The 21869-nt window shown below is 65.9% G+C and carries 20 protein-coding genes, 1 tRNA gene and 1 pseudogene; 11 read left to right on the top strand and 11 right to left on the bottom strand.

The window, feature by feature from the left end; genetic code table 11:
- Positions 1–1128 carry a BTAD domain-containing putative transcriptional regulator gene (locus tag BN973_RS19120; RefSeq protein WP_036470153.1) on the top strand — a complete coding sequence of 376 codons (1128 nt, stop codon included), beginning with the start codon at positions 1–3 and terminating at the stop codon, positions 1126–1128.
- 6 nt (positions 1129–1134) lie between these two features.
- On the opposite strand, the gene BN973_RS19115 is transcribed toward BN973_RS19120, so the two are convergent.
- Positions 1135–1653 carry an EXPERA domain-containing protein gene (locus tag BN973_RS19115; protein WP_036470152.1) on the bottom strand — a complete coding sequence of 173 codons (519 nt, stop codon included), beginning with the start codon at positions 1651–1653 and terminating at the stop codon, positions 1135–1137.
- 627 nt (positions 1654–2280) lie between these two features.
- Here BN973_RS19115 and BN973_RS19110 point away from each other — a divergent pair.
- The 3 genes from BN973_RS19110 (at position 2281) to BN973_RS19100 (ending at position 4881) form a co-directional block, all read left to right on the top strand.
- Positions 2281–3210 (top strand): TPM domain-containing protein, encoded by a 930-nt coding sequence (locus BN973_RS19110; RefSeq protein WP_036470151.1) that lies wholly within the window; start codon positions 2281–2283, stop codon positions 3208–3210.
- 83 nt (positions 3211–3293) lie between these two features.
- Complete coding sequence (locus tag BN973_RS19105; protein WP_036472717.1) at positions 3294–3683, top strand: YchJ family protein; 390 nt, start codon at positions 3294–3296, stop codon at positions 3681–3683.
- A 55-nt stretch (positions 3684–3738) separates the two neighbouring features.
- Complete coding sequence (locus BN973_RS19100; protein ID WP_036470150.1) at positions 3739–4881, top strand: zinc-binding dehydrogenase; 1143 nt, start codon at positions 3739–3741, stop codon at positions 4879–4881.
- Here BN973_RS19100 and BN973_RS19095 read toward each other — a convergent pair.
- Positions 4882–4952 (bottom strand) — tRNA-Cys (locus BN973_RS19095).
- Positions 4953–5058: 106 nt separating this feature from the next.
- On the opposite strand from BN973_RS19095, the pseudogene BN973_RS19090 reads away from it, so the two are divergent.
- Positions 5059–6115 (top strand): annotated as a pseudogene (locus tag BN973_RS19090) (alpha/beta hydrolase fold domain-containing protein).
- A 79-nt stretch (positions 6116–6194) separates the two neighbouring features.
- Here BN973_RS19090 and BN973_RS19085 read toward each other — a convergent pair.
- Positions 6195–7601 carry an aldehyde dehydrogenase family protein gene (locus tag BN973_RS19085; RefSeq protein ID WP_036470149.1) on the bottom strand — a complete coding sequence of 469 codons (1407 nt, stop codon included), beginning with the start codon at positions 7599–7601 and terminating at the stop codon, positions 6195–6197.
- A 116-nt stretch (positions 7602–7717) separates the two neighbouring features.
- Positions 7718–8689 (bottom strand): LacI family DNA-binding transcriptional regulator, encoded by a 972-nt coding sequence (locus tag BN973_RS19080; RefSeq protein ID WP_036472715.1) that lies wholly within the window; start codon positions 8687–8689, stop codon positions 7718–7720.
- A 207-nt stretch (positions 8690–8896) separates the two neighbouring features.
- On the opposite strand from BN973_RS19080, the gene BN973_RS19075 reads away from it, so the two are divergent.
- Complete coding sequence (locus BN973_RS19075) at positions 8897–9907, top strand: AraC family transcriptional regulator (protein WP_169718186.1); 1011 nt, start codon at positions 8897–8899, stop codon at positions 9905–9907.
- Here BN973_RS19075 and BN973_RS19070 read toward each other — a convergent pair whose 3' ends face one another.
- The 3 genes from BN973_RS19070 to BN973_RS19060 are packed head-to-tail and all read right to left on the bottom strand — an operon-like array spanning position 9908 to position 11744.
- A complete protein-coding gene (locus BN973_RS19070) occupies positions 9908–10735 on the bottom strand; it encodes a TIGR03621 family F420-dependent LLM class oxidoreductase (protein WP_051641351.1) in 828 nt (275 codons plus the stop codon).
- A gap of 21 nt (positions 10736–10756) precedes the next feature.
- Positions 10757–11212: a hypothetical protein gene (locus BN973_RS19065; RefSeq protein WP_036470146.1), complete on the bottom strand. Its 456-nt coding sequence runs from the start codon at positions 11210–11212 to the stop codon at positions 10757–10759.
- Positions 11193–11744 carry a pyridoxamine 5'-phosphate oxidase family protein gene (locus BN973_RS19060; protein ID WP_051641350.1) on the bottom strand — a complete coding sequence of 184 codons (552 nt, stop codon included), beginning with the start codon at positions 11742–11744 and terminating at the stop codon, positions 11193–11195. Before BN973_RS19060 ends, BN973_RS19065 begins: the two co-directional genes overlap by 20 nt.
- 262 nt (positions 11745–12006) lie before the next feature.
- Between BN973_RS19060 and BN973_RS19055 the strand changes: the two genes are divergently transcribed.
- The 4 genes from BN973_RS19055 to BN973_RS19040 all read left to right on the top strand — a co-directional run bounded on the left by BN973_RS19055 (position 12007) and on the right by BN973_RS19040 (position 17774).
- Positions 12007–12189: a hypothetical protein gene (locus BN973_RS19055; protein ID WP_036470144.1), complete on the top strand. Its 183-nt coding sequence runs from the start codon at positions 12007–12009 to the stop codon at positions 12187–12189.
- A gap of 83 nt (positions 12190–12272) precedes the next feature.
- Positions 12273–13166: a lytic transglycosylase domain-containing protein gene (locus BN973_RS19050; protein ID WP_036470142.1), complete on the top strand. Its 894-nt coding sequence runs from the start codon at positions 12273–12275 to the stop codon at positions 13164–13166.
- A 169-nt stretch (positions 13167–13335) separates the two neighbouring features.
- Complete coding sequence (locus tag BN973_RS19045) at positions 13336–17463, top strand: SpoIIE family protein phosphatase (RefSeq protein ID WP_232232112.1); 4128 nt, start codon at positions 13336–13338, stop codon at positions 17461–17463.
- Positions 17463–17774, top strand: a complete 312-nt coding sequence (locus BN973_RS19040; protein ID WP_036470140.1) for an STAS domain-containing protein — start codon at positions 17463–17465, stop codon at positions 17772–17774. The genes BN973_RS19045 and BN973_RS19040 overlap by 1 nt, the downstream gene beginning before the upstream one ends.
- A 24-nt stretch (positions 17775–17798) precedes the next feature.
- Here BN973_RS19040 and BN973_RS19035 read toward each other — a convergent pair whose 3' ends face one another.
- Positions 17799–18506 (bottom strand): Type 1 glutamine amidotransferase-like domain-containing protein, encoded by a 708-nt coding sequence (locus BN973_RS19035; RefSeq protein WP_036472709.1) that lies wholly within the window; start codon positions 18504–18506, stop codon positions 17799–17801.
- A gap of 203 nt (positions 18507–18709) precedes the next feature.
- Here BN973_RS19035 and BN973_RS19030 point away from each other — a divergent pair, with 203 nt between their 5' ends.
- Entirely contained in the window at positions 18710–20311 is a 1602-nt protein-coding gene (locus BN973_RS19030; RefSeq protein WP_051641349.1) for an MFS transporter, read from the top strand.
- Between the two features lie 42 nt (positions 20312–20353).
- On the opposite strand, the gene BN973_RS19025 is transcribed toward BN973_RS19030, so the two are convergent.
- From BN973_RS19025 to BN973_RS31120, 3 genes are all read right to left on the bottom strand, one after another.
- A complete protein-coding gene (locus BN973_RS19025; RefSeq protein WP_036470137.1) occupies positions 20354–20893 on the bottom strand; it encodes a GNAT family N-acetyltransferase in 540 nt (179 codons plus the stop codon).
- A 257-nt stretch (positions 20894–21150) separates the two neighbouring features.
- Positions 21151–21312, bottom strand: a complete 162-nt coding sequence (locus tag BN973_RS31415; RefSeq protein ID WP_163667078.1) for a hypothetical protein — start codon at positions 21310–21312, stop codon at positions 21151–21153.
- Between the two features lie 303 nt (positions 21313–21615).
- Positions 21616–21861 carry a hypothetical protein gene (locus BN973_RS31120; protein ID WP_156959183.1) on the bottom strand — a complete coding sequence of 82 codons (246 nt, stop codon included), beginning with the start codon at positions 21859–21861 and terminating at the stop codon, positions 21616–21618.
- Positions 21862–21869: the final 8 nt, after the last annotated feature.

Genomic DNA, 21869 nt, shown 5'->3' with positions numbered 1-21869 from the left:
ATGACCCACAGCGCGTTGCGGTTTGGGCTATTAGGACCGTTGCAGATGGGTGCCGACGGAACCGACCTGCCGTTGGGTGCGGCAAAACAGCGGGCCGTGCTGGCCTTGCTGCTGATCAATCGAAACCGCACCGTTGCGATTGACTCGTTGATTGACGCCGTGTGGCAACAAGACCCACCGCCCGAGGCTCGAGCGAGCCTGCATGCACACGTCTCCAGGATTCGCCGATTGATAGGTAGCGCCGCCGTGGATCCCGCCGCGATCCTGGCCAGCGTGCAGCCGGGGTATCGGCTGGCTGTGCCCGAAAAGGATTGCGACTTCGGCCGTTTCGCCATCGAACAGAAAGCGGGAATTGAGGAGGCCGCCGCCGGTCGGTTCGAAGAGGCCAGCGGTCACTTGTCTTCCGCGCTGGCCGAGTGGCGCGGGCCGGTGCTCGAGGATTTGCGCGACTTTCAATTCGTTCAGCCCTTCGCCTCGGCACTGATGGAAAACAGGCTGGTGGCACTAGGGGCGCGGGCAGAAGCCGAAATTGCTTGCGGTCGAGCGCATTTAATAATCAGCGAACTCGAAGCTCTGGTGGCCGAGCATCCGTACCGAGAACCGCTGTGGGCGCAGTTGATGACGGCCTACTATCTGGCGCAGCGGCAATACGAGGCACTTGGCGCCTACGGTCGGCTGAAGGTCGCGCTCGCCGACGATTTGGGTATCGACGCCGGTCCCGCGTTGCAGCGTCTTCATCAGCGGATCCTTCGCCAAGAGCCGCTAGACGTTCGACAGGCGGCGCGCGCAACCGCGAAACGTGCTGCCGCGACGCGTCGGCGGCGGACCGAAGTTGCCCAGGAGTCCGCGGTCGCATACCTGCGCGACGCCGGCGGAAGTCGTTATCCGCTGCGCGGTGCCGCCACCAGGATCGGCCGCGTCCCCGACAATGACATCGTCCTCGACGATGACACGGTCAGTCGCTACCACGCGGTGGTCGTCGACACCGGGAACAGCTTTGTCATCACCGATCTGCGGTCAGCCAACGGGGTCGACGTCGCGGATCGGAGGATTCGAGTCAGCGCGACGCTGGCCGACGGCGATCGCATTTGCATCTGCGGCCACGAGTTCGTCTTCGAAATGAGTTGACGAGACTCATCTTCGGGCGGTGCGCGGCCAGAATCGGTACGCCACCAGCGTCGGCACGATCACCCAGGGGAGGTTGAGCGGCAGGTAGGTCGCCAGGTGTGGGGGACTGTCAGGTCCGAGGAAGGTCTGCATGAAGTAGAAGTACATGTTCACCACCGCGCTGACGGCGTAGGCCATGGCCAATGCGGGTAGCCAGGGCCACGATTTGAGCTTCCAGACGCCGATGGTGAGCACCACGAGCAGCGGAAGTTGGACGAAACCGTCGTACAACAGCGAGGCCCGCAAGGCGGGCGGCATGACGAGGTGCTGCGGTTCTTGCTCGACACCCCAGGTGTGTAAGGCGCGCAAGGGTGGCCACGGGCTGTCTGTGGCGACGGGAACTCCGAGGGCCTCCGGCAGACTCAACACGAGCGCGTTGATGACGCCGAGCACGAAGGCCGGGAGCAAGAGGTAGTCGAGCCGGCGCCGGACAAGGGTGCGGGAGTTCTTGATGGAAACCTCGTGCTGCATCAGCTCATCTTGCATCAAGCTCACCGTGGCTTATCAGCCGAATCGAGTAGTCGACTACTCGTGACCAATCACGATAATGAATCCAATACTTGGCTCGTCTTGACCTGTACGGCGGTCCGGAATTCCGCAACCGGCATCAGGTTACGACACGCTGGCTGTCGACGGAAACAAGCCGTTGCAGCGCAATCTCTTTCGCGGCCGATATTGCCACAGCCAACACCGGCGACATACGGATTAGGACACCACATCATGCACCGAATCGTTGTCGAAGCACTGCTGGCGGGCGCCTTGGCATTGGCCAGTTTGGGGCTTGGCACCGGTAGTACCCAGGCCGACCCGGCCACGCACATCTGTAACCGGTTGGCGATGTGCAGCCGCGTTTGGTGCCCGGGCAGTCCTCTGCCACAGCCGGACGTGGTTTGGGACATGAATATGTGCCACCACTACTATCGCGGCAGCCTCGGGCAACCGGGAACCGACGGCGGCATTCCAGTCGGTGCACACATTCTGGAGGGAGATCCTGCCCGGGTGAACACCTGCAGCGGGGCGCTCATCCGCTTGTGGAACGGCAAGGTCGGCTGTCGGAAGTGAAGAGAGAGGCATGATCTCGGCTATCGGTCGGTGGCGGGCTAGATTACCCGTATGCGAATCGTTCGCCCGGTCGGTGCATTCCTGACGATCCTGGTAGCGGGCCTGGTACTGGCAACGCCCGCCGGCGCACAACCGCCCACCAAGCTCACCGACCACATCACCGACAACACGCAGGTGTTGACGGATTCCGATCGGGCGGCGATCAGCTCGGCGATCGACCGGCTCTATCAGGATCAGCACGTCCAACTGTGGGTGGTCTACGTCGACAACTTCTCCAGGTACAAACCGGAGAATTGGGCCGACAAAACCCGCACGGCCAGCGGGATGGACGACCACGACGCGCTGCTGGCCGTGGCCACCAACACCAAGGCGTACGCGTTCTCGGTGCCGGGCAAGGTGCGGGGCCTCACCGCTGCCGATTTGAACAGCCTGCGCAACAACAAGATTGAACCGGCCGTGGGCGCCAAAGACTGGAGCGGTGCGGCGGTCGCCGCGGCCACCGGTTTGGACCAATCGGCGCCGGTGCAAGCGCCCAATACATCGCCGGGCTCGTCAAACCGGACCTGGTTGTGGATCGCGGTCGGCGTCATCGTCGTCGTGGTCATCGTTGTGGTGGTGCTGCTCGTTTACCGAGCCCGCCGGCGTCGGCGCGGCACTCGGCCGGTTGACCATCGCGACGGGCAGCGCGTGGAATCGCTGGGGCAGGCATTGCCCATCGCGGATGCCCGGTTGCGCCAAATCTCCGACTACGTCGCCAAGCACCGCCAGAGCATCGGCACCGAGGCCCGCACGCGCTTCGAAGAGGCGAAACGCCATTTGGCGGCTGCGCGCGGCAAGGCAGCCGGCAATGAGGCCGAAGCACTTGCCCATGCCAACGGGGCGTCGACGCTGGCCGCTCAGGCGCAATCGCTGGCCAATGCCGACGTGCTGGCTGCACACCGCACGCCGCGGCGCCGAGGCACCACATCCAGCGCCGAGTGAGGTCGGTTCTGACCCGCACGAGGCGCGGCGGACCGTAGGGTTCAGATGGCGGCCCCGTATCGCATCCTGATGGGGTGAGCGAAATCCTCGGGCCGCCGTGTCCGTGCGGCAGCGGCGATAGCTATCGCGCTTGTTGCGGGCCCCTGCACGATGGCGAGTCGCAGGCCCGATCGGCCGAGGAATTGATGCGGTCGAGGTACTCGGCATTCGCCTACGGCGACGCCAAGTATCTATTCCGCACCTGGCACCCGCGCACCCGGCCGCCCGACGTGACCGTCGACCCGGGCATCACCTGGACCGGCCTCGAGGTGGTCGACACCGTCGCGGGTGGTCCCGACGACGATCGCGGTGAGGTGGAGTTCAACGCCCTGTTCGAGTCCGGGGGGCGTGCCGACAGCCTGCATGAGCGCAGCCGCTTCGAGCGGCGTGCCGGTCGATGGTTTTATCTCGACGCCGTCCCGGAAGATCTGTAGCCCCCTCAAGCGTTGACACCCCAAGGCCACCCACGACGGAAACGAGGCACCGCCCATGACCGCAGATTTGCCCGCTGCAGCACTGGAGCTGCGTTCGCTGGCGACATCCGATGGCACGCTGGAACTCTCGCTGCAGGAGGTCCCGGTTCCGACTCCCGGTCCCGGTGAGGTGCTGGTGCGAGTGGAAGCCTCGCCGATCAACCCGTCGGATTTGGGTTTGCTCGTTCCCGGTGCCGACATGACCAAGGCGACGGTCGCCGGCACGGCCGAACGCCCCGTCGTCACCGCCCCCCTCGGGGAGGGCACCCTCGCGGCGCTGTCGGCACGACTGGACAAGTCGCTTCCGGTGGGCAATGAAGGCGCGGGCATCGTGGTGGCCGCGGGGTCCTCGGACGCGGCCCAGGCCCTCGTCGGCAAGACCGTGGCGATCGTGGGCGGCGCGATGTATTCGCAATACCGCGCGGTCGACGCGTCGGCATGTCTGGTCCTGCCGGACGGAGCCACGGCGCGCGATGGAGCGTCGTCGTTCGTCAACCCGATGACGGCACTGGGTATGACGGAAACCATGCGCCGCGAAGGGCATTCGGGCCTCGTGCATACCGCCGCGGCATCCAACCTGGGTCAAATGCTGGTCAAGCTCTGCCGGAAGGACGGCATACCGCTGGTCAACATCGTCCGCAAGCCCGAGCAAGAGGAACTGCTGCGCTCGCTCGGCGCGACCCATGTGCTGAATTCGACCTCACCGTCGTTCCCGGCCGACCTCGTCGAGGCGCTCAAACAGACATCCGCGACGCTTGCCTTCGACGCCACGGGTGGTGGAACGCTGGCCAGCCAGATCCTCAACGGCATGGAGAAGGCGGCAAGCGCGACCGCGGCGGAGTACTCGCGCTACGGCTCGACGACGCATAAGCAGGTGTACCTCTACGGCGGACTGGACACCAGCCCCACGGTGCTCACCAGGAACTTCGGCATGGCCTGGGGCATCGGCGGCTGGCTGCTCACCTACTTCATTCAGAACGCCGGCGCCGAGACCCTGGCACGCTTGCGCGCTCGGGTGGCCGCCGAACTCACCACGACGTTCGCCAGCAACTACACCCGGGAGGTGTCACTGGCCGGAATGCTTCAGCCCGACGCGTTCAACGAATACCTCAAGCGCGCGACCGGCGAGAAATTCTTGGTGACCCCGCACGCCACCTAGAGCGAGTGACGGGATTCGAACCCGTGTGTACGGCTTTGCAGGCCGCTGCCTAGCCGCTCAGCCACACCCGCACGAATCGTCACGATGCCAGCCCGGGCGGCTGCAGCCCAGTGTTTCGCTCGCCGCGAGCATTTCGGTCTGGCGGCGCCGCGGCAGGCGAGGAGTAGAGTCGCGAAAATGGCCAATGGTCGTCTTGCCGATCCGGACCGTTGTCTGCGAACCGACCCTCGGGCCGACCCGCGCATGGTCGAAGCTCTTGCGCCGCTAGGTCTCGACAGCAATGCGCCGACGGTGGCACTGACAAAGCGATGCGCCCCTTGAGGAACGGCTGGCATATGCCGCGATGGCCGAGGAGGGGATGGGCGCCGTGCTCGGCATCTTTGCGGCGGGTGTTCCGGACGCCAACGGTGTGACCACTACGGCGACGACGATCACCGGCGAAGACGGCAACGATGTGACGCTGTACGTCAGCCGCCCCGATGCGGATGGCCCGTTGCCTGCCGTGGTGCATCTGCACGGTGGCGGCATGGCCATCGCCAGCGCTGCCGACGTAACCTACCGGCGGCTGCGCGAGCACATCGCGGGTACCGGCCTTGTCGTCGTCGGCGTCGAGTTTCGCAACTCCGGCGGAAAACTCGGCCCGCACCCGTTTCCTGCCGGATTGAACGACTGCGCGGCCGGTGTCCGTTGGGTTGCATCGCATCGCGCGGAACTCGGCGTCAGCCACCTGGTCGTCGCGGGAGAGTCCGGCGGAGGCAATCTCACCCTGACCGTGGCGCACAAGGCCAAACGCGAAGGGTGGCTGGACGAAATCGCGGGCTGCTATGCGCAGTGCCCGTACATCTCCAACCGGTGGCATGATGCGCCCGATGAGTTGCCTTCACTGCGGGAATGCGACGGCTACTTCATCAGCCTTCAGCAGTTGGAGCTGCTGGGATCGCTCTACGACCCCGGCAAGCAGAACTCGGACGATCCGACTTGTTTTGCCGGCGTCGCGACCGGCGAGGATCTCAAAGGCCTTCCACCACATGTGATTTCGGTGAACGAAATCGACCCGTTGCGCGACGAAGGACTCGACTACTACCGCCGTCTGGTGCGCGCGGGTGTACCCACCGCGGGCCGGTTGGTCGCGGGCACCTGTCACGGGGGCGATCTGATATTCGCGGGCGCGATGCCCGAGGTTTTCGCGGCCAGCATCCGCGATCTCAGCGGCTTCGCCAAGAGCGTCGCCTAAGGCGTCGAGCTGCCGCGAGCGTAACGCCGCGCGGAAAAATCAGCCCGAATTCCACCCTGGCGTTACGCTCGCGAGGGAGTCACAGGCCGATGTAGACGGCCTTGGTGTTGAAGTAGGCCTCGATACCCTTGCGCCCACGCTCGCCGCCCCAACCCGACTGCTTGTGGCCGCAGATCGGCATCGACGGGTCTGCCGCGAGCGAGGAGTTCACCCAAACCTGGCCTGCGCGAAGCTCATTCGCCATGCGGTGGGCGCGCGAGAGGTTCTCGGTCCAGATGGAACCGGCGAGCCCGTAATGTGTGTCGTTCGCCGCGGCGATCACCTCGTCCTCGTCGTCGAACGGGATCACACAGCCGACCGGCCCGAAGATCTCCTCCTTGATCAGCCGCATGTCGGGCGTGGTGTTGGTGATGATCGTCGCCTCGTAGAAATAGCCCTTGCGGTCCATCGGCTTGCCGCCGGTGATCACCTGCGCGCCGCCGGCCACGCCGTCGTTCACGATGCCTTCCACCCGCTTGCGCTGCTTGTCGCTGATCAGCGGCCCGAGCACGGAATCGGGATCCTCGCTGCCGCCCATCGGCAGCATCTGGGCAAAGCCCGCGAGGCCTTCGACGACCTGGTCGTAGATGCCGCGCTGGACATACATCCGCGAGGTGCACGAACAGTTCTGCCCCGAGCCGGCGAGCAGGCCCATGCCCGCGCCCATGATCGCCTTGTCCAGGTTGGCGTCGTCGAACATGATCAGCGGTGACTTGCCGCCCAGCTCGAGCGTCAGGCGCTTGAGGTTGCCCGCGGCCGCCTTCACGATCAGCCGGCCGACCTCCGTCGACCCGGTGAACGAGATCTTGTCGATGCCCGGATGCGCGGTCATGGCCGCGCCCGTGGTCTCGCCGTAGCCGGTGATGACGTTCAGCACGCCGTCGGGCAGGCCCGCCTCGCGGAAGATCTCCTCGAGCTTCAGCGCCGTCAGCGGCGTCTCCTCGGCGGGCTTCAAAACCGCGCTGCACCCGGCGGCGAGCGCCGGCGCGACCTTCAGCATCGCGACGAAGAAGGGCCCGTTCCACGGGATGATCAGGCCGACGACGCCGACCGGCTCGAGCTGCGTGAACGTGTGGTAGGTCTCCCAGGTGCCGAGCAGGCCGTCGGACACCAGGTTGGCCGATTCGCCGTGGATCTTGCCGACCCAGCCGGCGTAGTACTTCAGCATGTCGACCGACACCGGGATGATGTGCTTGGCGGCCGTCAGGTTCATGCCGTTGTCCTGGCCCTCGAGCTTTGCCAGCTCTTCGGTGCGTTCCTCGATGATGCGCGCGGCGCGGAACAGCACGTTCGCGCGGTGCGACGCGGGGGCCTTGCGCCAGACGCCCGACTCGAAGGTTTCCCGCGCGCGAGCCACGGCCGCGTCGACGGCCGCCTGGTCGGAATCGGGAACCTCGGCGATCTGCTCCTCGGTCGACGGGTTGAAGACCGCAATCGTGTCAGTCAATGTCCTTCATCCTTGTCCTTCATCCTTCAAGAGCCGCTCCGCTCGCGAGATGGCGCCGTTGCCCGACAGAGGTTACGCGCGTAACTAGCGAGTGTCCAGTGCGTGGGGCGTACGGCTTAAGTGGACTCGCGGGTGATCAGCGTCGCGATGTCGCGGGCAGCCGGACCGGGGTCGTCGGCAACCCCGAGCTCTGCCAACACCGCTGACAGTGCCACCTCGGCGATCGCCGTGCGGTCGAACTCCACCGTCGTCAGCGCCGGGACGCTGAAGCGGGACAGGGCCGTGGCATCCACACCCATGACCGCGAGATCGTCCGGGCAGCGCAGGCCGGCGCGCCGGATGCCGTCGAGCACCACGAAGGCCACCTCGTCGCTCTGGGCGCAGACCGCGGTGACGCCGGCCGCGTGCAATTCGCGGACCACCGCGGCGCTGTCGTCCGGCGTCACTGCCCGCACGACGACGTCGGGCAGGCCCTGCTGGTCGGCGGCGCGTCGGACGCCGTCGATCCAGTAGTCGCCAAGTGCCCGCCACCGACGATCGCCGGAGTACGCAAACGCCAGATTGCGATGACCCCGCGAGACGAGATGGTCGACGCGCATCTGCCCGACCGAATACTGCGGGTCCCCGAGCCCCGGCAGGGTGTGCACGCAGATGTGGGGGATGGCCGCGTCCTTGACGGCACCAGAAGCCTTGCGGCCCAAGGGAAACAGGCTCGTCACCGCGATCGGCTGGAGGTGGTTGATGGCGTCGGCGACGGCGTCGTCGTGCTCGGTCTCGAAGAGCTGAACCTGCATGATGCCGCGGCGGGTCAACTCGGTGGTCATGTGCGTGCCCACCTGCATCGGCATCTCACCGCCGGCGAGCTGCGGCACGATGTACAAGATCACACCGCTTTTCCCGCGGGCGAGATTGCGCGCGGCAAGGTTGGGCCGATACCCCAATTCGGCGGCGGCAGTGTGCACCGCGGCACGTGTTTGCGCCGAGATGGTGCGTCCGACAGAGTTGTTCAGCACGTAGCTGACCGTCGCGGTCGAGACGTTCGCCAGGCGTGCGACGTCGGCCTTGGTGGGCCTGCCCTTCACGCTCAGATCGACCTCCCAGCGCAGCCGTCTCGTTTGACGACTCAGATTACTTGGAGTCGACGCACGCTCCCGGAATCCGGTACGGCGCCCATAGCCGAAATGCGCGTCGGCCTGTCCGCACAACGCACAACCGCCACCAGCCTGCTACCAGAGCAAAGCGGGAAAAGTTACTGTGGTCGGTATCCAGTGCTTGGGGGTGTGCGCGGGGTGGTGATGAAGCCCGACCGACTGACGAACCGATCGACGGACAAATCGGATTTGCGCGTTTGGACGCGACCCGAGAATTTCGACGACTGGTCCCTGTGCTGCTGCCACAAACCTCACCTCGATCTGCTGACCGATCCCGAGGAATTCCTACTCACCCATCGGGTAGCCCGGATCGGGCCGATCGCGGTGGCCGAAGTCTTTTTCGACTCCGACGTGTCGACGGTTCGCGCCGAATTGTGCGATGCGTTCCGGGTGCTGGTGTTGGTGTCGGGGCGCATGGAATGCGTACATGCGGGAGTGTCGCTGCGTCCCGTTCTGGGCAATGCCGTCGTGGCCGCCCCGGGCGGTATGACCGAGGCGCGATGGGGAGCCGGCGCCCGAGTGCTCACCTTGCTCATGGATCGCTGGGCCGTCAGTGATGCGCTCAGCGATGCGCTCGGTCGACAGGTGACGTCGCCGGTCGACTTCACACCGATGATGGCGACGACGGCGGCGGCGACACAAAGCTGGTTCAAGATGGTGGCGTTGCTGCACGAGCAGCTTTTCCGCGCCGACAGCCTGCTCAATCGGCCTCTCGTCGGGTTACCGTTCGTCGACAGCCTGGTGCGCGGATTTTTACTGGCCGCCGACCATTCGCTCCGTGATGCACTCACCGAAGGCAAAGGGCTGGCCGCACCCCGCGCCATTCGCAATGCGGTCGAAATCATCGAGGAGAACGCGCATTTGCCGCTGACGTTGTCCCTGATCGCCGCCCGCAGTTGCGTCAGTGTCCGTTCGCTACAACTCGGTTTCCGGCGCTATCTCGGCGTCTCGCCGATGGCGTATGTGCGCGAGGTCCGGCTGCACCGCGCACACCGAACACTGCTGGAGTCCGATCCATCGATGACCACCGTCGCCTCGGTGGCACACCGCTGGGGCTTCACCCACCTGGGCCGGTTCGCCGCCGCGCACGCCGCCCGTTACCGCGAGACTCCCGTAGAGACGTTGCGCCGCAGCGCATTCCAGCGCAGTGCGTGACTATCCCCTGACTCGGTCGATCAGTTTCTCGAGAGTGGGCCATTTGACACCACGGCCCTCGCCGATGGAAAACGTGAAGTAGCTGATTCCCAGTTCGTGTCGCATGCGCGCGATGCGCTCGGCCGCCGCCTCGACGGGACCGTCCAACACCGTCGCCATCGAATGGAGTTGCGACTCGGGCACGTCGGTGGGATCGTCGATGGCCAACTGGCCGAAGGGGAACGACAGTTCGATCTGATCCAAGCGCGCGCCGGCGCGCTCCTTGACGTACTGAACGCGTTGCACGAGTCCGCTTTCGGGGCCAAAGGTCAGCACCGAGATTATGTCGGCATGCGCGGCGGCCAGTGCCAGCATTTTGTCGCCCGCCCCGCCGATCATGATCGGCGGGGCGGGTTGGACCGGCGTAGGGGAGTAGTCCGGATCGGCGAAGGCCGCCCGGATCCGCGTGAGGTGTTCGGCAACCATGCGCAAGCGCTGTGCCGGCGTCGGGAAGCGAAGGCCTGCCATGGCGAATTCCTCGGCAACGTAGCCGGCGCCCAGCCCGATCTCGAGGCGGCCGCCGGTTGCCGAGTCCACCGCCGCCACGTCGCGGGCCAACAGGGCGGCCGGGTAGAAGGCGGCATTGAGCACACAGGTGCCTACCCGCACCGAAGGAACCGCGGTGGCGACGGCCACCAGGGACGGAAGGGGCGCGCTGTAGCCGAGGTGGTCGGGCAAAAGTACGACATCACAGCCGCTTTCCGCCGCCAGGCGCGCCTGGTCGACCAGGTGTGTGACCGAACCCCGTGTGCATAGGACCGCGCCAAAGCGCAGCGGTTTGCTATTCATGCAGATCCCGTCGGCGTCAAACTACGTGCCCCGCAGTCGGTTCAGTTGCGCCTGGTGTTGCATGCTCTTGATGATCGTCCAATTCACTTTGGGGCGCCTCAGTCCCCGCGCGGCGAGGTAACGAGATGAGCTGCGCCGCATGGCCTTGACCATCTGCCATCTCGATTTGAACCCGGCCGGCGAGGGCGGCGTGAACGAGGTGCTGACAAACGTCCAGCCTCCGTCGCGCCGTTCTAGGCGCCCTTTGATCCGGACGATTCGTAGGTTCCAGAGGTTCTCGTCGTGGGAGTGGGCGAGCACGTTCGCGGGCCCGGCCGCCGGGGCCAGGGAGGCCGGTATTACCACCGGCATTTCACCGGTGTGTGCGTCGTAGCGCGGCGCATGCTGTCGCACGCTGACCGGGTGGCCATCGATACCGACCGCCGTGACAACTATTTCGGGAAAGTCGCTCAGCGACTCACTTGCCAGCTGCCACACGGCGAAGCTCCTTCAGGTCGAGCGATTGCGGTTCTTTCGTGAAATTTCGTGTCTGCCAATAGAATCCATGTATCGGCGTTACATATATCGCGATCCGCCAGTAGTAAGAGGGAAACAGGCGGCGCCCGAGGAATGAGCTCATGAACTTGCTCGCCGGTTGTCGCTCGATCACCGTTTGGCACAAGGCCGCCAGGTCTGATGACGATGTCATGTCGGCGATCACCCGGTCCTCGGTCACCGCGCCGCCGCAGATCAAGACGGCACCCGTCCGGTCGGATCCGCTACCGGTCGGCTCCGAAAACAGCAGGCTCACTTTGGGATTGCGTCGGATGTTGAAGACCTTCTGCGGAAATCCGATGCTGGTGCAGATCAAGAATCGTCCGTCCCGCAACAGCAGCGCGCTGACCGGCCACGTCTGCGGTACACCATCGCGGAACACCGTGGTGAACTCACAGGTGCGATAGTTCCGCATGATCGCGACGGCGTCATCGAAGGTCGAGCCGGTGCTGGTTAACACTCCGTCTTCATGCATGCCTCGAGGCTAGGGATGCAAGCGGTCGCCGGACGAGCCATTGCGCGCCGGGCATGAGTCGAAAAACGAACCGCGGCCGGTCGCAGAGGTTCAGACGCCCGACGACTACCCATCTCGGGCACGAGCAACCGACGATCGCGACCCTCCGCATCAGGTTTGGCGCTATCCTTCTGGCCCCTGTACAGGGAAAATCGGACGGGTGGCCGCAGCCTGCCCCCAACTGGTAGCGAACCCTTCGGCCCCTCGATCGGGAGCACAAGACATGAAGCGAATCGTGGCCGCGGCACTGCTGTCGGGGTCCGTGGCGCTGGCCGGGTTAGACGCCGGCACCGTCGGTGAGCGGGGAACCGCGGGCGGCGTTCAGGTGCGGACCGGAGTCATCGAGGGCGATCCCTCACCGGCGAACACCTGCAACGGAGCGCCCATCTGCTTGCCCGGCCGGTAGCAGCCGAATCCAATCATTGAAGTCCAGCCGTCCGATGCGAAAGACTCGGTGCGGGCCAAACAACCGCAAGAGTCAAGGACGCGATGAAGCGTAGACATGGGCCGCTCGCCCTCGCGATGGTCGTGCTCACGGTCGTCGGCTGCCCCCAGTCGACGGCGTCGCCCGGACCGACGACGTTCGCCGAGGCGCCCAGTGTGCCCCGCGGCGTGCAACCTCAGCTGGCGTCCGACCCCGCACAGCTGGCAGCCGATCTGGTCGCCGACGAACTCGCGCTGCGCGACCCGTCGACGCCGGAAGCGGCGCGGGCGGTCGCGGCCCACCGCGAGCAAGCGGCCTACCGGGCCATCGGCCGGCATCCGGAATGGGATGCGACCATCCGACCGGTGATCCCGGCGTCCCTGATCGATGTCTACGACCGCAATGTCGACGCCCGTCGACAGCTTCAGGCGATGGCGCAAGTGCGGGACACGGTGCCGGCCTGGCGCATCGACCCGCCGGCTCCGGCCGACGAGCTGATCGGCTACTACCACGCGGCGGAGGCCGAGTCCGGGGTCGGCTGGAACTACCTGGCCGCGATCAACCTGGTCGAGACCCGGTTCGGCAGCATCAACGGGGTGAGCACTGCCGGCGCGCAGGGCCCCATGCAGTTCCTGCCGTCGACGTTCGCGTCCTACGGCCAAGGCGGTGACATCGCTTCGCCCCACGACAGCATCATGGCGGCCGGTCGCATGCTCGCCGCCAACGGCTTTGCCAACGACCGCGACCGGGCCATCTACAGCTACAACCACGCGCACCAATACGTCCAGGCGGTCGACGATTACGCCGGGCTGATCGGGGCCGATCCCGCCGCGTTTGCCACGTTCTATCGCTGGGACGTCTACTACGTGACGACCGCCGGCGACGTGTTGCTGCCCATCGGCTATGCGGCATCGGCACCGATCCCCGTCGCCGACTACCTGGCGGGCCACGCGCAATAGCAAGGTGCAAACCGGATAGTCGATTTATCGAATCCGCCCGCCCGCGCAAACGTCACAATTGTGGGCTATCCAGCGAAAACCTGGCGACGGAGACCGGGGTGATGGTTCTCTTGAGGGACCCGCGAGGGCAGCGACAGACGGTCTGAGCACATTTCGGAAGGGATGGGCAGTGGTTTTCCGGGCAGACCAGGAGATCGCCCTTGACCTGGCCGCCGTCGACTGGGCGGCCACCCCGCTCGGGCCCGTGGAGGACTGGCCACAAAGCCTTCGTACGGCCGTCGACATCCTGCTGTCGTCGCGGTTTTCGATGTGGATGGCATGGGGTCCTGAGCTGACGTTCTTCTGCAATGCCGCCTATCGCCGCGACACCCTGGGCCGCAAGTACCCCTGGGCGCTGGGGCGCCCGGCCAGCGAGGTGTGGGCCGAGATCTGGGCTGACATCGGTCCGCGGATCGCGAGCGTGCTGGTGACCGGGGAGCCTACCTGGGACGAGGGCTTGCTGCTGATCATCGAGCGGTCGGGATATCCCGAGGAGTCCTATCACACCTTCTCCTACAGCGCGCTGCGCGACGACGACGCCAGCATCGTCGGGATGCTCTGCGTGGTCCGGGAAGATACCGATCGAGTGATCGCCCAGCGTCGGATGGCAACGCTGCGCGACCTGGGTTCGGATCCCAGCGTCGTACGCACCGAACGCCAGATGCTGGACCACGCCGCCCGGCAACTCGGGAACAATCCGTACGACCTTCCCTTCACGACGACCTATCTGTTCGGCGAGCGCGGTGACGCGCTGCTGGCCGGGGTCAGCGGAATCGCGCCCGGGCATCCGGCGGCGCCCCAGATACTGCCTGCCGGGGGCCGTGCCGATTGGCCCACCGAGATATTGGCGCAGGGCGTGACCCAACTGATCGACCTGGACAGCGAATCACACGATCTGCCGACCGGCGCCTGGCCGGAGCCGCCCACTCAGGCTCTCGTGGTGCCGCTGCTGCAGCAGGGCGGGGAACCGGTGGGATTCCTGGTGGCCGGGCTGAACCGGTACCGCCAGCTCGACGACGGCTACCGCGGCTTCGTCGAGCTGGTCGCGGGCTACATCGCCGCCGGCGTGGGCAGCGCGCGCAGCTATCGAGCTCAGCAGCAGCGTGCCGAGGAGCTGGCCGACCTGGACCGGACGAAGACGGCGTTCTTCTCGAATGTCAGCCACGAATTCCGCACTCCGCTCACCTTGATCCTCGGACCCGTCGACGAGTTGCGCGGCCGGGCCGGGTTGGACGAGCAGGCGCGCCGAGAACTGGAACTCGTTCATCGCAACGGCTTGCGGCTGGCGAAGCTGGTCAATACGTTGCTGGACTTTTCGCGTATCGAGGAGGGGCGCATGCGCGCCCGATTCGAGCCGGTCGATTTGTCCACCGTCACAGCCGATTTGGCCAGCGTGTTCCGCTCGGCGATCGAGCGGGCCGGCGTGGCCTTCGCGGTGGACTGCCCGCCGCTCGACGAACCGGTCTATCTGGATCGCGAGATGTGGGAGAAGGTGATGCTCAACCTGCTCTCCAACGCGTTGAAGTTCACCTTCGACGGCACCATCCGGGTCGCGGTGAGCCGCGACGACACCGACGCAATCGTCACGGTGTCCGACACCGGGGTCGGCGTACCCGCGGCCGAAATCTCGCGGCTCTTCGAGCGTTTTCACCGCATCGAAAACGCACGCGCGCGTTCCACGGAGGGCAGCGGAATCGGGCTGGCTCTGGTCAAAGAACTCGTCGGGCTGCACGGCGGCACCATCATGGTCGACAGCCAGGAGGGTGTCGGGACCTGCTTCACCATCCGCCTGGCGTTCGGCTCGGCCCACCTGCCGACCGACGAAGTCTCGGCGCCACCGGCGGCACGCGCGACGACCGGCGTGATCGCCGAACCCTACGTCCAGGAGGCCTTGCGCTGGCTGCCCGGCGACCCCAGCGTCACACCGTCCGACGCCAGCAGCACGGCGATGATGACCGCCGCCGCGCCCGCCGGCAAAGACGGCGAACGGACACGCGTGCTGGTCGCCGACGACAACGCCGACATGCGTGAATACCTGACCAGTCTGCTGCAGACGTCCGGCTACCAGGTCACGGCCGTCACCGACGGGCAGCAGGCGCTCGACGCCATCCACGCGCAGATTCCCGACCTGGTGATCAGCGACGTCATGATGCCCGGCCTGGATGGCCTGCAACTGCTCGCCGCGCTGCGCGGTGATGCCCGCACCGCGGCGTTGCCCGTGCTGTTGCTGTCGGCACGTGCGGGGCAGGAAGCCTCCATCGAAGGCTTGCTGGCCGGCGCGGACGACTATCTCGTCAAGCCGTTCGCCGCCGCCGAGCTGCTGGCCCGGGTACGCACCAACGTCGAACTGTCGCGGCTGCGCAGCCACCACACCCGGTGGCGCACCGCCCTGGTGGATTCGCTGCAGGAAGGGTTCTTTGTCTGCGACGAATACGGTGCGGTGATCGAGGTCAACGCCGCGTTCACCGAGATCCTTGGCTACGGCCCCGAACTGCTGCCCTATGCCCCGCCCCATCCGTGGTGGCCGGACGCCGAAACCGCCCCGGAAGCCCGCCGGCAAGTCGAGGGTGTCTTCGAGCACCTGCTGAACGAAACCCAGGGTGCTATTTCCGCTCCGGCGGTCCACCGAGACGGGCACCGGCTGTGGGTCGCGGCCAACTTCAACCATGTGGACGACCCGGACACCGGACGTAAAATCATGGTTGGCACCCTGCGCGACATCACCACCGAGCACTACATCGTGCAGAGCCAGCTTGCCTTGTCTGCGCTGAATCAGCAATTGGCACAAGCAGATACGCTTGACGACACCCTGCGGGGTGCGGTCGGAGAACTACGGCAGACGTGGAATGCGCGTCGTGTTCTGGCCGCGACGTTCGCCCGCGACGCTCCGCTGGACGACGCACCGGCACTGTTGTGTGCCGGCGAGCCCTGTGCTTGGGACGAAGTGCCGCAACGTCATCGGCTGCTGATCGAGTCGCTACGCGACTCCGACCTACTCACCACGGTCGCCGGAGAGGCTGGCACAGCGGGCATCTCGCTGCAGCATCCCCGCGGAGTGTTGGTCGTATGGATCGACTTGGCGGAGCATCGCCCGTTCACCGCGGAGGACCACAATCTGCTGAAGGTGCTGGGCGGGCGGCTCAGCCAAGGCCTACACCGCGTCTACCAATTGGACGAGCAACGCGAAACCGCTCTGGCGCTGCAGCACGCGATGCTCGGCCCGGCGACTCTGCCGGGAGGGTTTGCGGTCCGGTACCACCCGGCCAGCCATCCGCTGCAGGTTGGCGGCGACTGGTACGACGTGGTCGATCTCGACGACGGCCGCGTCGCGTTGATAGTCGGCGACTGCGTCGGCCACGGCCTGGCCGCCGCGACGGTGATGGGTCAACTCCGCAGCGCGTGCCGTGCGCTGCTGCTCGACCAGCTCGGTCCCGCTGCCGTCCTGGCCGGGCTGGACCGCTTCGCCGCGCGGCTGCCCGGTGCCCGCTGTACCACCGCGTTCTGCGCGGTGCTCACCCTCGACACGGGGGAGCTGGTGTGCTCCAACGCGGGCCATCCGCCGCCGATCATGGTGCACGCCAACGGAAATACGGAACAGCTGGACGGTGAACACGGACTACCGCTGGGGCTGCGGCCGGACTGGACTCGACCCGAACTGTGCGTCACGATGCCACCGCGGTCGACGCTGTTGCTGTACACCGATGGCCTGGTCGAACGCCGCGGGCACTCGATCGACGAAGGCATCGCCACCGCGACCGATTTGATTCGGGACGGCAGGTCCCAGTCGCTCGACGAGGTGGCAGACCATCTCATGGTCCGGCTCGAGCCGGGGGGCGGCTATTTGGATGACGTGGCCATGCTGCTCTACCGGCAGCCCGCCCCGCTGTCGATGAAATTCGCCGCCGACGTCGATCATCTGGCCCCGAGCCGTGATGCGTTGCGTGGCTGGCTGGTCCGGGCAGGCGTCGAGCCGGATCAAATCGCCTACCTGCTCACCGCCGTCGGCGAGGCCGTCGCCAACGCAATCGAACACGGTTACCGTGGTCAACGCGGGGGCGCGGTATCGGTGCGCGCGACCGCACTCGTCGACGCCCTGCATGTGACCGTCATCGACGGCGGCACCTGGAAACCACCCCGCAACGACCCCGGAGCCAACCGGGGCCGCGGCATCAACCTGATGCGAGGTCTGGTGGAGGACATGACGATTCGCTCCACGGAAGCCGGCACCACAGTTCACTTGTACGCGAGGATCGCCTGATGCCCGCAGCGCTCACGCTGAACACCGACCACGGCCCCGACGGGAACCCCCGGGTGACCGCGACGGGGGAGATTGATCTGAGCAACGTCGACCAGCTCATCAAGGCGCTCAACGCGGCGAGTGCGGGGACCCGCCGGCCGATCACCATCGATCTCAGCACGGTCAAGTACCTCGACAGCGCCGGAATCAACGCGCTTTTCGACCACGCCGACAAAGTCGACGGGCTTCATATCATCGTCCACCGCTTGCTGATTCGGGTTCTCAGAATAAGCGGCCTGGATAAGGTTGCGACTCTCGAAGCTGCGCCGTGACGGCACCTGAAATCAGTGCCGGACTTAGCTTTTCGCGTGCAACAGGGAGTGCGTGACATGTCGGTCCTCGAACCGGAATTGGTGCGCCGGTCGCCGCAGCGCCTCGATGGCGCCGCCCGGGTGGACGACGACTCCGCTCCCGGACGGGATCCCGAGCCCGATGGCCGCTCCTTGCAGCGATCGAATCGTGCGCGATAGCCGCGCCCAGTTGGCACGCTCGTCGTGCGTGTCGACGACCGCGGGGACGAGCTTGAACACATCGAGCAACCCGGTCGCGGAGGAGGATTCCGGTGTCTCGTCGATGCCGTATTGCCCGAGCTGGACCGCGCCGGCCGAAATGCCCACCAGGATCGCCCCGCCGGTGTAGCGGCCGAGGATCGCATCCTTCATCCCGGTGTTCTCGAACGTGGTCCAACCCCGCCGCACATCGCCGCCGGCGAGGACGACCAACTGGCTGCCTTCCAGGAACGCGCGTTCGTCGGGGCCGAACGACGAGTCGATCATGCGACGGCGGGTGATGCCAACGGCATCCATCGCCGCTTCGAAGATCTCGTAGAACTCTGGGCGGTCCCCGTTGGAGGCGCCGATGTAGGCCGCGCTCAGTCGTGCGTCGCGCGCCAGCCCGTCGAGTGCAGCCGCCAGCCAGGGCCGGTTCCGCTGCTTCCAGAACAGCAGCTGGCTGTCGGCCAGCAAATACAGCGGCCGGCGTGGCTTCCGATCCGCGTCGGACATGCGAATCACCCTATCGGCGGGGTTCACGGCCGCCCCATCAACGATGGTCGGAGTTGGTATCCGTCCTGAGAGAGCCGAGCGTGAGTGTCATAAACTTTTAATCCTTAAACAACGCGAAAGCCGTTGCCCGCCACGTCGGAGAGCGCCAGTCAGCCTCGTCGGCGGGCACCGACCGAACAGAGGGGCTATCGACCATCGACTGTGTGGTGATTCAGAACCAGGAACATAAACCGTCGACGTGGGCGCCCTTGCGCAATCGCGTGTACCGCGGCCTGTTTATCGCCCAGTTCATCTCCAATATCGGAACGTGGATGCAGGCGGTGGCGGCGCAGTGGTTCCTGGTGGAAAAGCACAGCCCGGACGTCATCGTGGCGCTGGTTCAGACGGCGAGTCTGGGGCCGACGCTGCTCTTGGGGTTGTTTGCCGGTGTACTCGCCGACCTGTTCGACCGGCGTCGTCTCCTGATATTCCTGCAGACCTATGCCGTACTGGTGGCGCTCGCCCTGGCTCTGCTGACCAACCTCGGTCGCCTCACACCAACCGGGCTGCTGATGTTCACCTTGGCCATCGGGTTCGCGTCGGCGTTGACCGGACCGGCCTGGCAGGCTATTCAGCCCGAGGTTGTCCCGCGTGAGCAGATTCCGGCGGTTTCGGTTTTGGGCAGCGTCTCGGCGAACTCGACCCGAGCGATCGGGCCGGCGATCGGCGGCATCGTCGTGGCCTGGCTTGGTCCCTCGGCGGTCTTCGCGATCAACGCGGTGTCATTCTCGGCGATCATCATTGCTTTGCGGGCGTGGAATCGGCCGAAGCAGATTGTGCCGATCGAGCGCGAACGCATCGGCCAGGCCATCCTCACCGGACTGCAATACATCGAGAACAGTCCGATTTTTCGCAGGATCCTGTTGCGCACAGCGCTTTTCCTCTTTCCCGCCTCGGCCATACTGGCTCTTTTGCCGGTTGCCGCCGCGCATACCTGGCATCTGGGAGCCGGCGGCTACGGTGTGGCGCTGGGCGGCATCGGTTTCGGCGCCATCCTCGGGGTGGTAGCTGCCGAACCGTTGCATGAACGAGTGTCGGACAACATGCTGCTGGCGATCTCTGCCGCGGTCTACGGCCTTGCACCGGTGGCGGTGGTCTGGTTCCCGTTCGCGGCCGCGCTCCCATTTTTGGTGTTGTCGGGGATGGCCTGGCTCATCACGTTGACGACCTTGAACGCCGCAGCGCAGTTGTCGCTGCCGCGCTGGGTTCGGGCCCGCGGACTGTCCGTGTATCTGTTGGTCTCAACCGGATCTCAGGCGCTGGGCGCCTATGTCTGGGGCTCCCTTGCCACACGGTGGGGACTTGACGTCGCGATGCTGTGGTCAGCGGCGGTGCTGGGCGTGGTTGCCCTCAGCGTCGCGGTGCTTCCGTTGCGGCCGAGCACCGGGACGGAGAGTGTCGAGGTTTCCAGCGCCTGGCCGACGCCGACGCTCGTGTTCGAACCGTGCCCTCAAGATGGACCGGTGCTGGTGGCCGTCCGCTACCAGGTGCCGCCGGAGAATCTCGATGAATTCGTCGAAGCGATGCGAGATGTCAGGCAGTCGCGGCTGCGCACGGGTGGCCACAGCTGGCGGCTTTATCACAGTGTCGAGGAGCCCAACTCGTTCCTCGAGCGGTTCACCGTCGCGTCGTGGAGCGAATTCGAGCGCCAGCGCACCGAGCGCTGGGTGGACGTCGATCATGACGGCGTCACGAAGGCGGTCAGCTACACCGTCGACAAAACCCGGCGGCACGAGTACTACGTCGCGTTGCGTACGCGCAAGTGACAGCCGCGCGATGCCGCTGCGACGCAACATAATCGGTGTGCGCTAGCCGAGCGGATTCGGTCGTGCCTCGCGGTCGGCAGTGCCCAGGTCGAGTTGCATCCACGCGACGTCGTGCCAGCGGTCGTTCTTGAAATAGACACGCGGCCAGGCGCCCACATCCTCGAACCCGATGGAGCGGTGAAATGCGTTGCTGGCGTCGTTGGGCTGGGTGATGCCGGCGAAGATTCGCCGGTAGCCGCGCTCGGCGAGCCGGTGCAGCACTTCCGCATAAAGTCTGCGGCCCCAGCCCGCGCGGTGATGGTCGTTGCTGATGTAGATGCCTGTCTCGGCGGACCATTTGAAGGAGGGCAGGCTGATCAATGCGTGGCCGTAGGCGAAGCCGATGACCTGATCCTCGTGTTCGAGGACGAGCCATTCATGCGCCTTTTGGGCGTTGGCGATACGCGCGGCCATCTCGTCAGGGCTCGGTACCTCGAGTTCCCAACTGATCTCGGTGTTCTCGACATACGGGCGATAGATCGCAACGCAGGCCGCCGCGTCCTGCGGCGACGCCGAGCGCACGGTGCCGCTGATCGCTTGCATGCGAGCAGTCTTTCAGTCGCCCGGTTTGCCTGCGCATCGCGGGTCCATTTCGCGGCCGCGCCGTCGCCGCACACGACTTGCCATCACAGGAACAGACACCGGGTTACTGGCCCGACAGGTGGGGCCTATGACGTCCGCGTGCGACAGCGAGGTTCGCTAAGATTCCAGTACCGAGACAGCCAAAGCGCAGTGCGGTACTCGACGCCCCACGATCACGCAATGAGAATTGAAGGGGCGCAGAGGAAAAGGCGTCAGGTTTAGCGGCCGCCGCCGGCGCCGCCGCCGCGGCCACCACCGGCGCCACCACCACGGCCGCCACCGGCACCGCCGCCGCGACCACCACCGGCGCCACCACCACGGCCGCCGCCAGCGCCACCGCCGTGGCCGATGAACATTGTCCCGATGCTGTTCTTGATCATGTCCCTTACCCTATCGCCGAATCCGGCATGGTGCCAATGCGATTCACGGCACGCGTCGGCCGCTGTCGGCAGGTGAACGGACACCGGAATTTCTCTTAACAACGGGGGATGCCGGTCGTTCGCGCCTCCCGCCGATTCGCGTTGCTCGGACTCGGTGAACCAGTGGTCGCGGACCCGCAGTTCGCGAGGCTGCGAGCCTCATCAGAAGAGTTGAGGCCGAAATCGGGCGATTGGCGTGGTTTGCTGTCATGCTCTTGGGCATGGCGGCTACCCCTCAAACCGTCTACGCGCGAGATGGCGACGTCAACCTCGCGTACCAGGTCGTCGGGGGAGGTCGAGATCGAGGACGGCGATGTGCATGGCATCGCGGTGCACATCGCAGCGCGAATCATGGGAATCGCGTAACCCGACGAGGTGCTCGTGTCGGGCGCGGTGCCGCCGCTCGTGCTGGGATCCGGCCTGGCGTTCGACGATCGTGGCAGTCACCACCTCAAGGGCGTACCGGACCAGTGGCGTGTCCTCGCGGTGCAGGACCACCACGTCTGACACCGCGGCGC

Source organism: Mycobacterium triplex, assembly GCF_000689255.1.
Classification (GTDB): Bacteria; Actinomycetota; Actinomycetes; order Mycobacteriales; family Mycobacteriaceae; genus Mycobacterium; species Mycobacterium triplex.
The sequence above is the reverse complement of the archived record's forward strand: the minus strand, read 5'-3'. Positions and strand labels throughout refer to the sequence as shown.

Excerpts from the sequence above, each read along its gene's own strand:
- BN973_RS19120 (WP_036470153.1), top strand. The coding sequence starts at position 1 with ATGACCCACAGCGCGTTGCGGTTTGGGCTATTAGGACCGTTGCAGATG.
- BN973_RS19110 (WP_036470151.1), top strand. The coding sequence starts at position 2,281 with ATGCGAATCGTTCGCCCGGTCGGTGCATTCCTGACGATCCTGGTAGCG.
- BN973_RS19055 (WP_036470144.1), top strand. The coding sequence starts at position 12,007 with ATGAAGCGAATCGTGGCCGCGGCACTGCTGTCGGGGTCCGTGGCGCTG.
- BN973_RS19025 (WP_036470137.1), bottom strand. The coding sequence starts at position 20,893 with ATGCAAGCGATCAGCGGCACCGTGCGCTCGGCGTCGCCGCAGGACGCG.
- BN973_RS19115 (WP_036470152.1), bottom strand. The coding sequence starts at position 1,653 with ATGCAAGATGAGCTGATGCAGCACGAGGTTTCCATCAAGAACTCCCGC.
- BN973_RS19040 (WP_036470140.1), top strand. The coding sequence starts at position 17,463 with ATGCCCGCAGCGCTCACGCTGAACACCGACCACGGCCCCGACGGGAAC.
- BN973_RS19100 (WP_036470150.1), top strand. The coding sequence starts at position 3,739 with ATGACCGCAGATTTGCCCGCTGCAGCACTGGAGCTGCGTTCGCTGGCG.
- BN973_RS19050 (WP_036470142.1), top strand. The coding sequence starts at position 12,273 with ATGAAGCGTAGACATGGGCCGCTCGCCCTCGCGATGGTCGTGCTCACG.
- BN973_RS31415 (WP_163667078.1), bottom strand. The coding sequence starts at position 21,312 with ATGATCAAGAACAGCATCGGGACAATGTTCATCGGCCACGGCGGTGGC.
- BN973_RS19035 (WP_036472709.1), bottom strand. The coding sequence starts at position 18,506 with ATGTCCGACGCGGATCGGAAGCCACGCCGGCCGCTGTATTTGCTGGCC.
- BN973_RS19075 (WP_169718186.1), top strand. The coding sequence starts at position 8,897 with ATGAAGCCCGACCGACTGACGAACCGATCGACGGACAAATCGGATTTG.
- BN973_RS19060 (WP_051641350.1), bottom strand. The coding sequence starts at position 11,744 with ATGCATGAAGACGGAGTGTTAACCAGCACCGGCTCGACCTTCGATGAC.
- BN973_RS19070 (WP_051641351.1), bottom strand. The coding sequence starts at position 10,735 with ATGAATAGCAAACCGCTGCGCTTTGGCGCGGTCCTATGCACACGGGGT.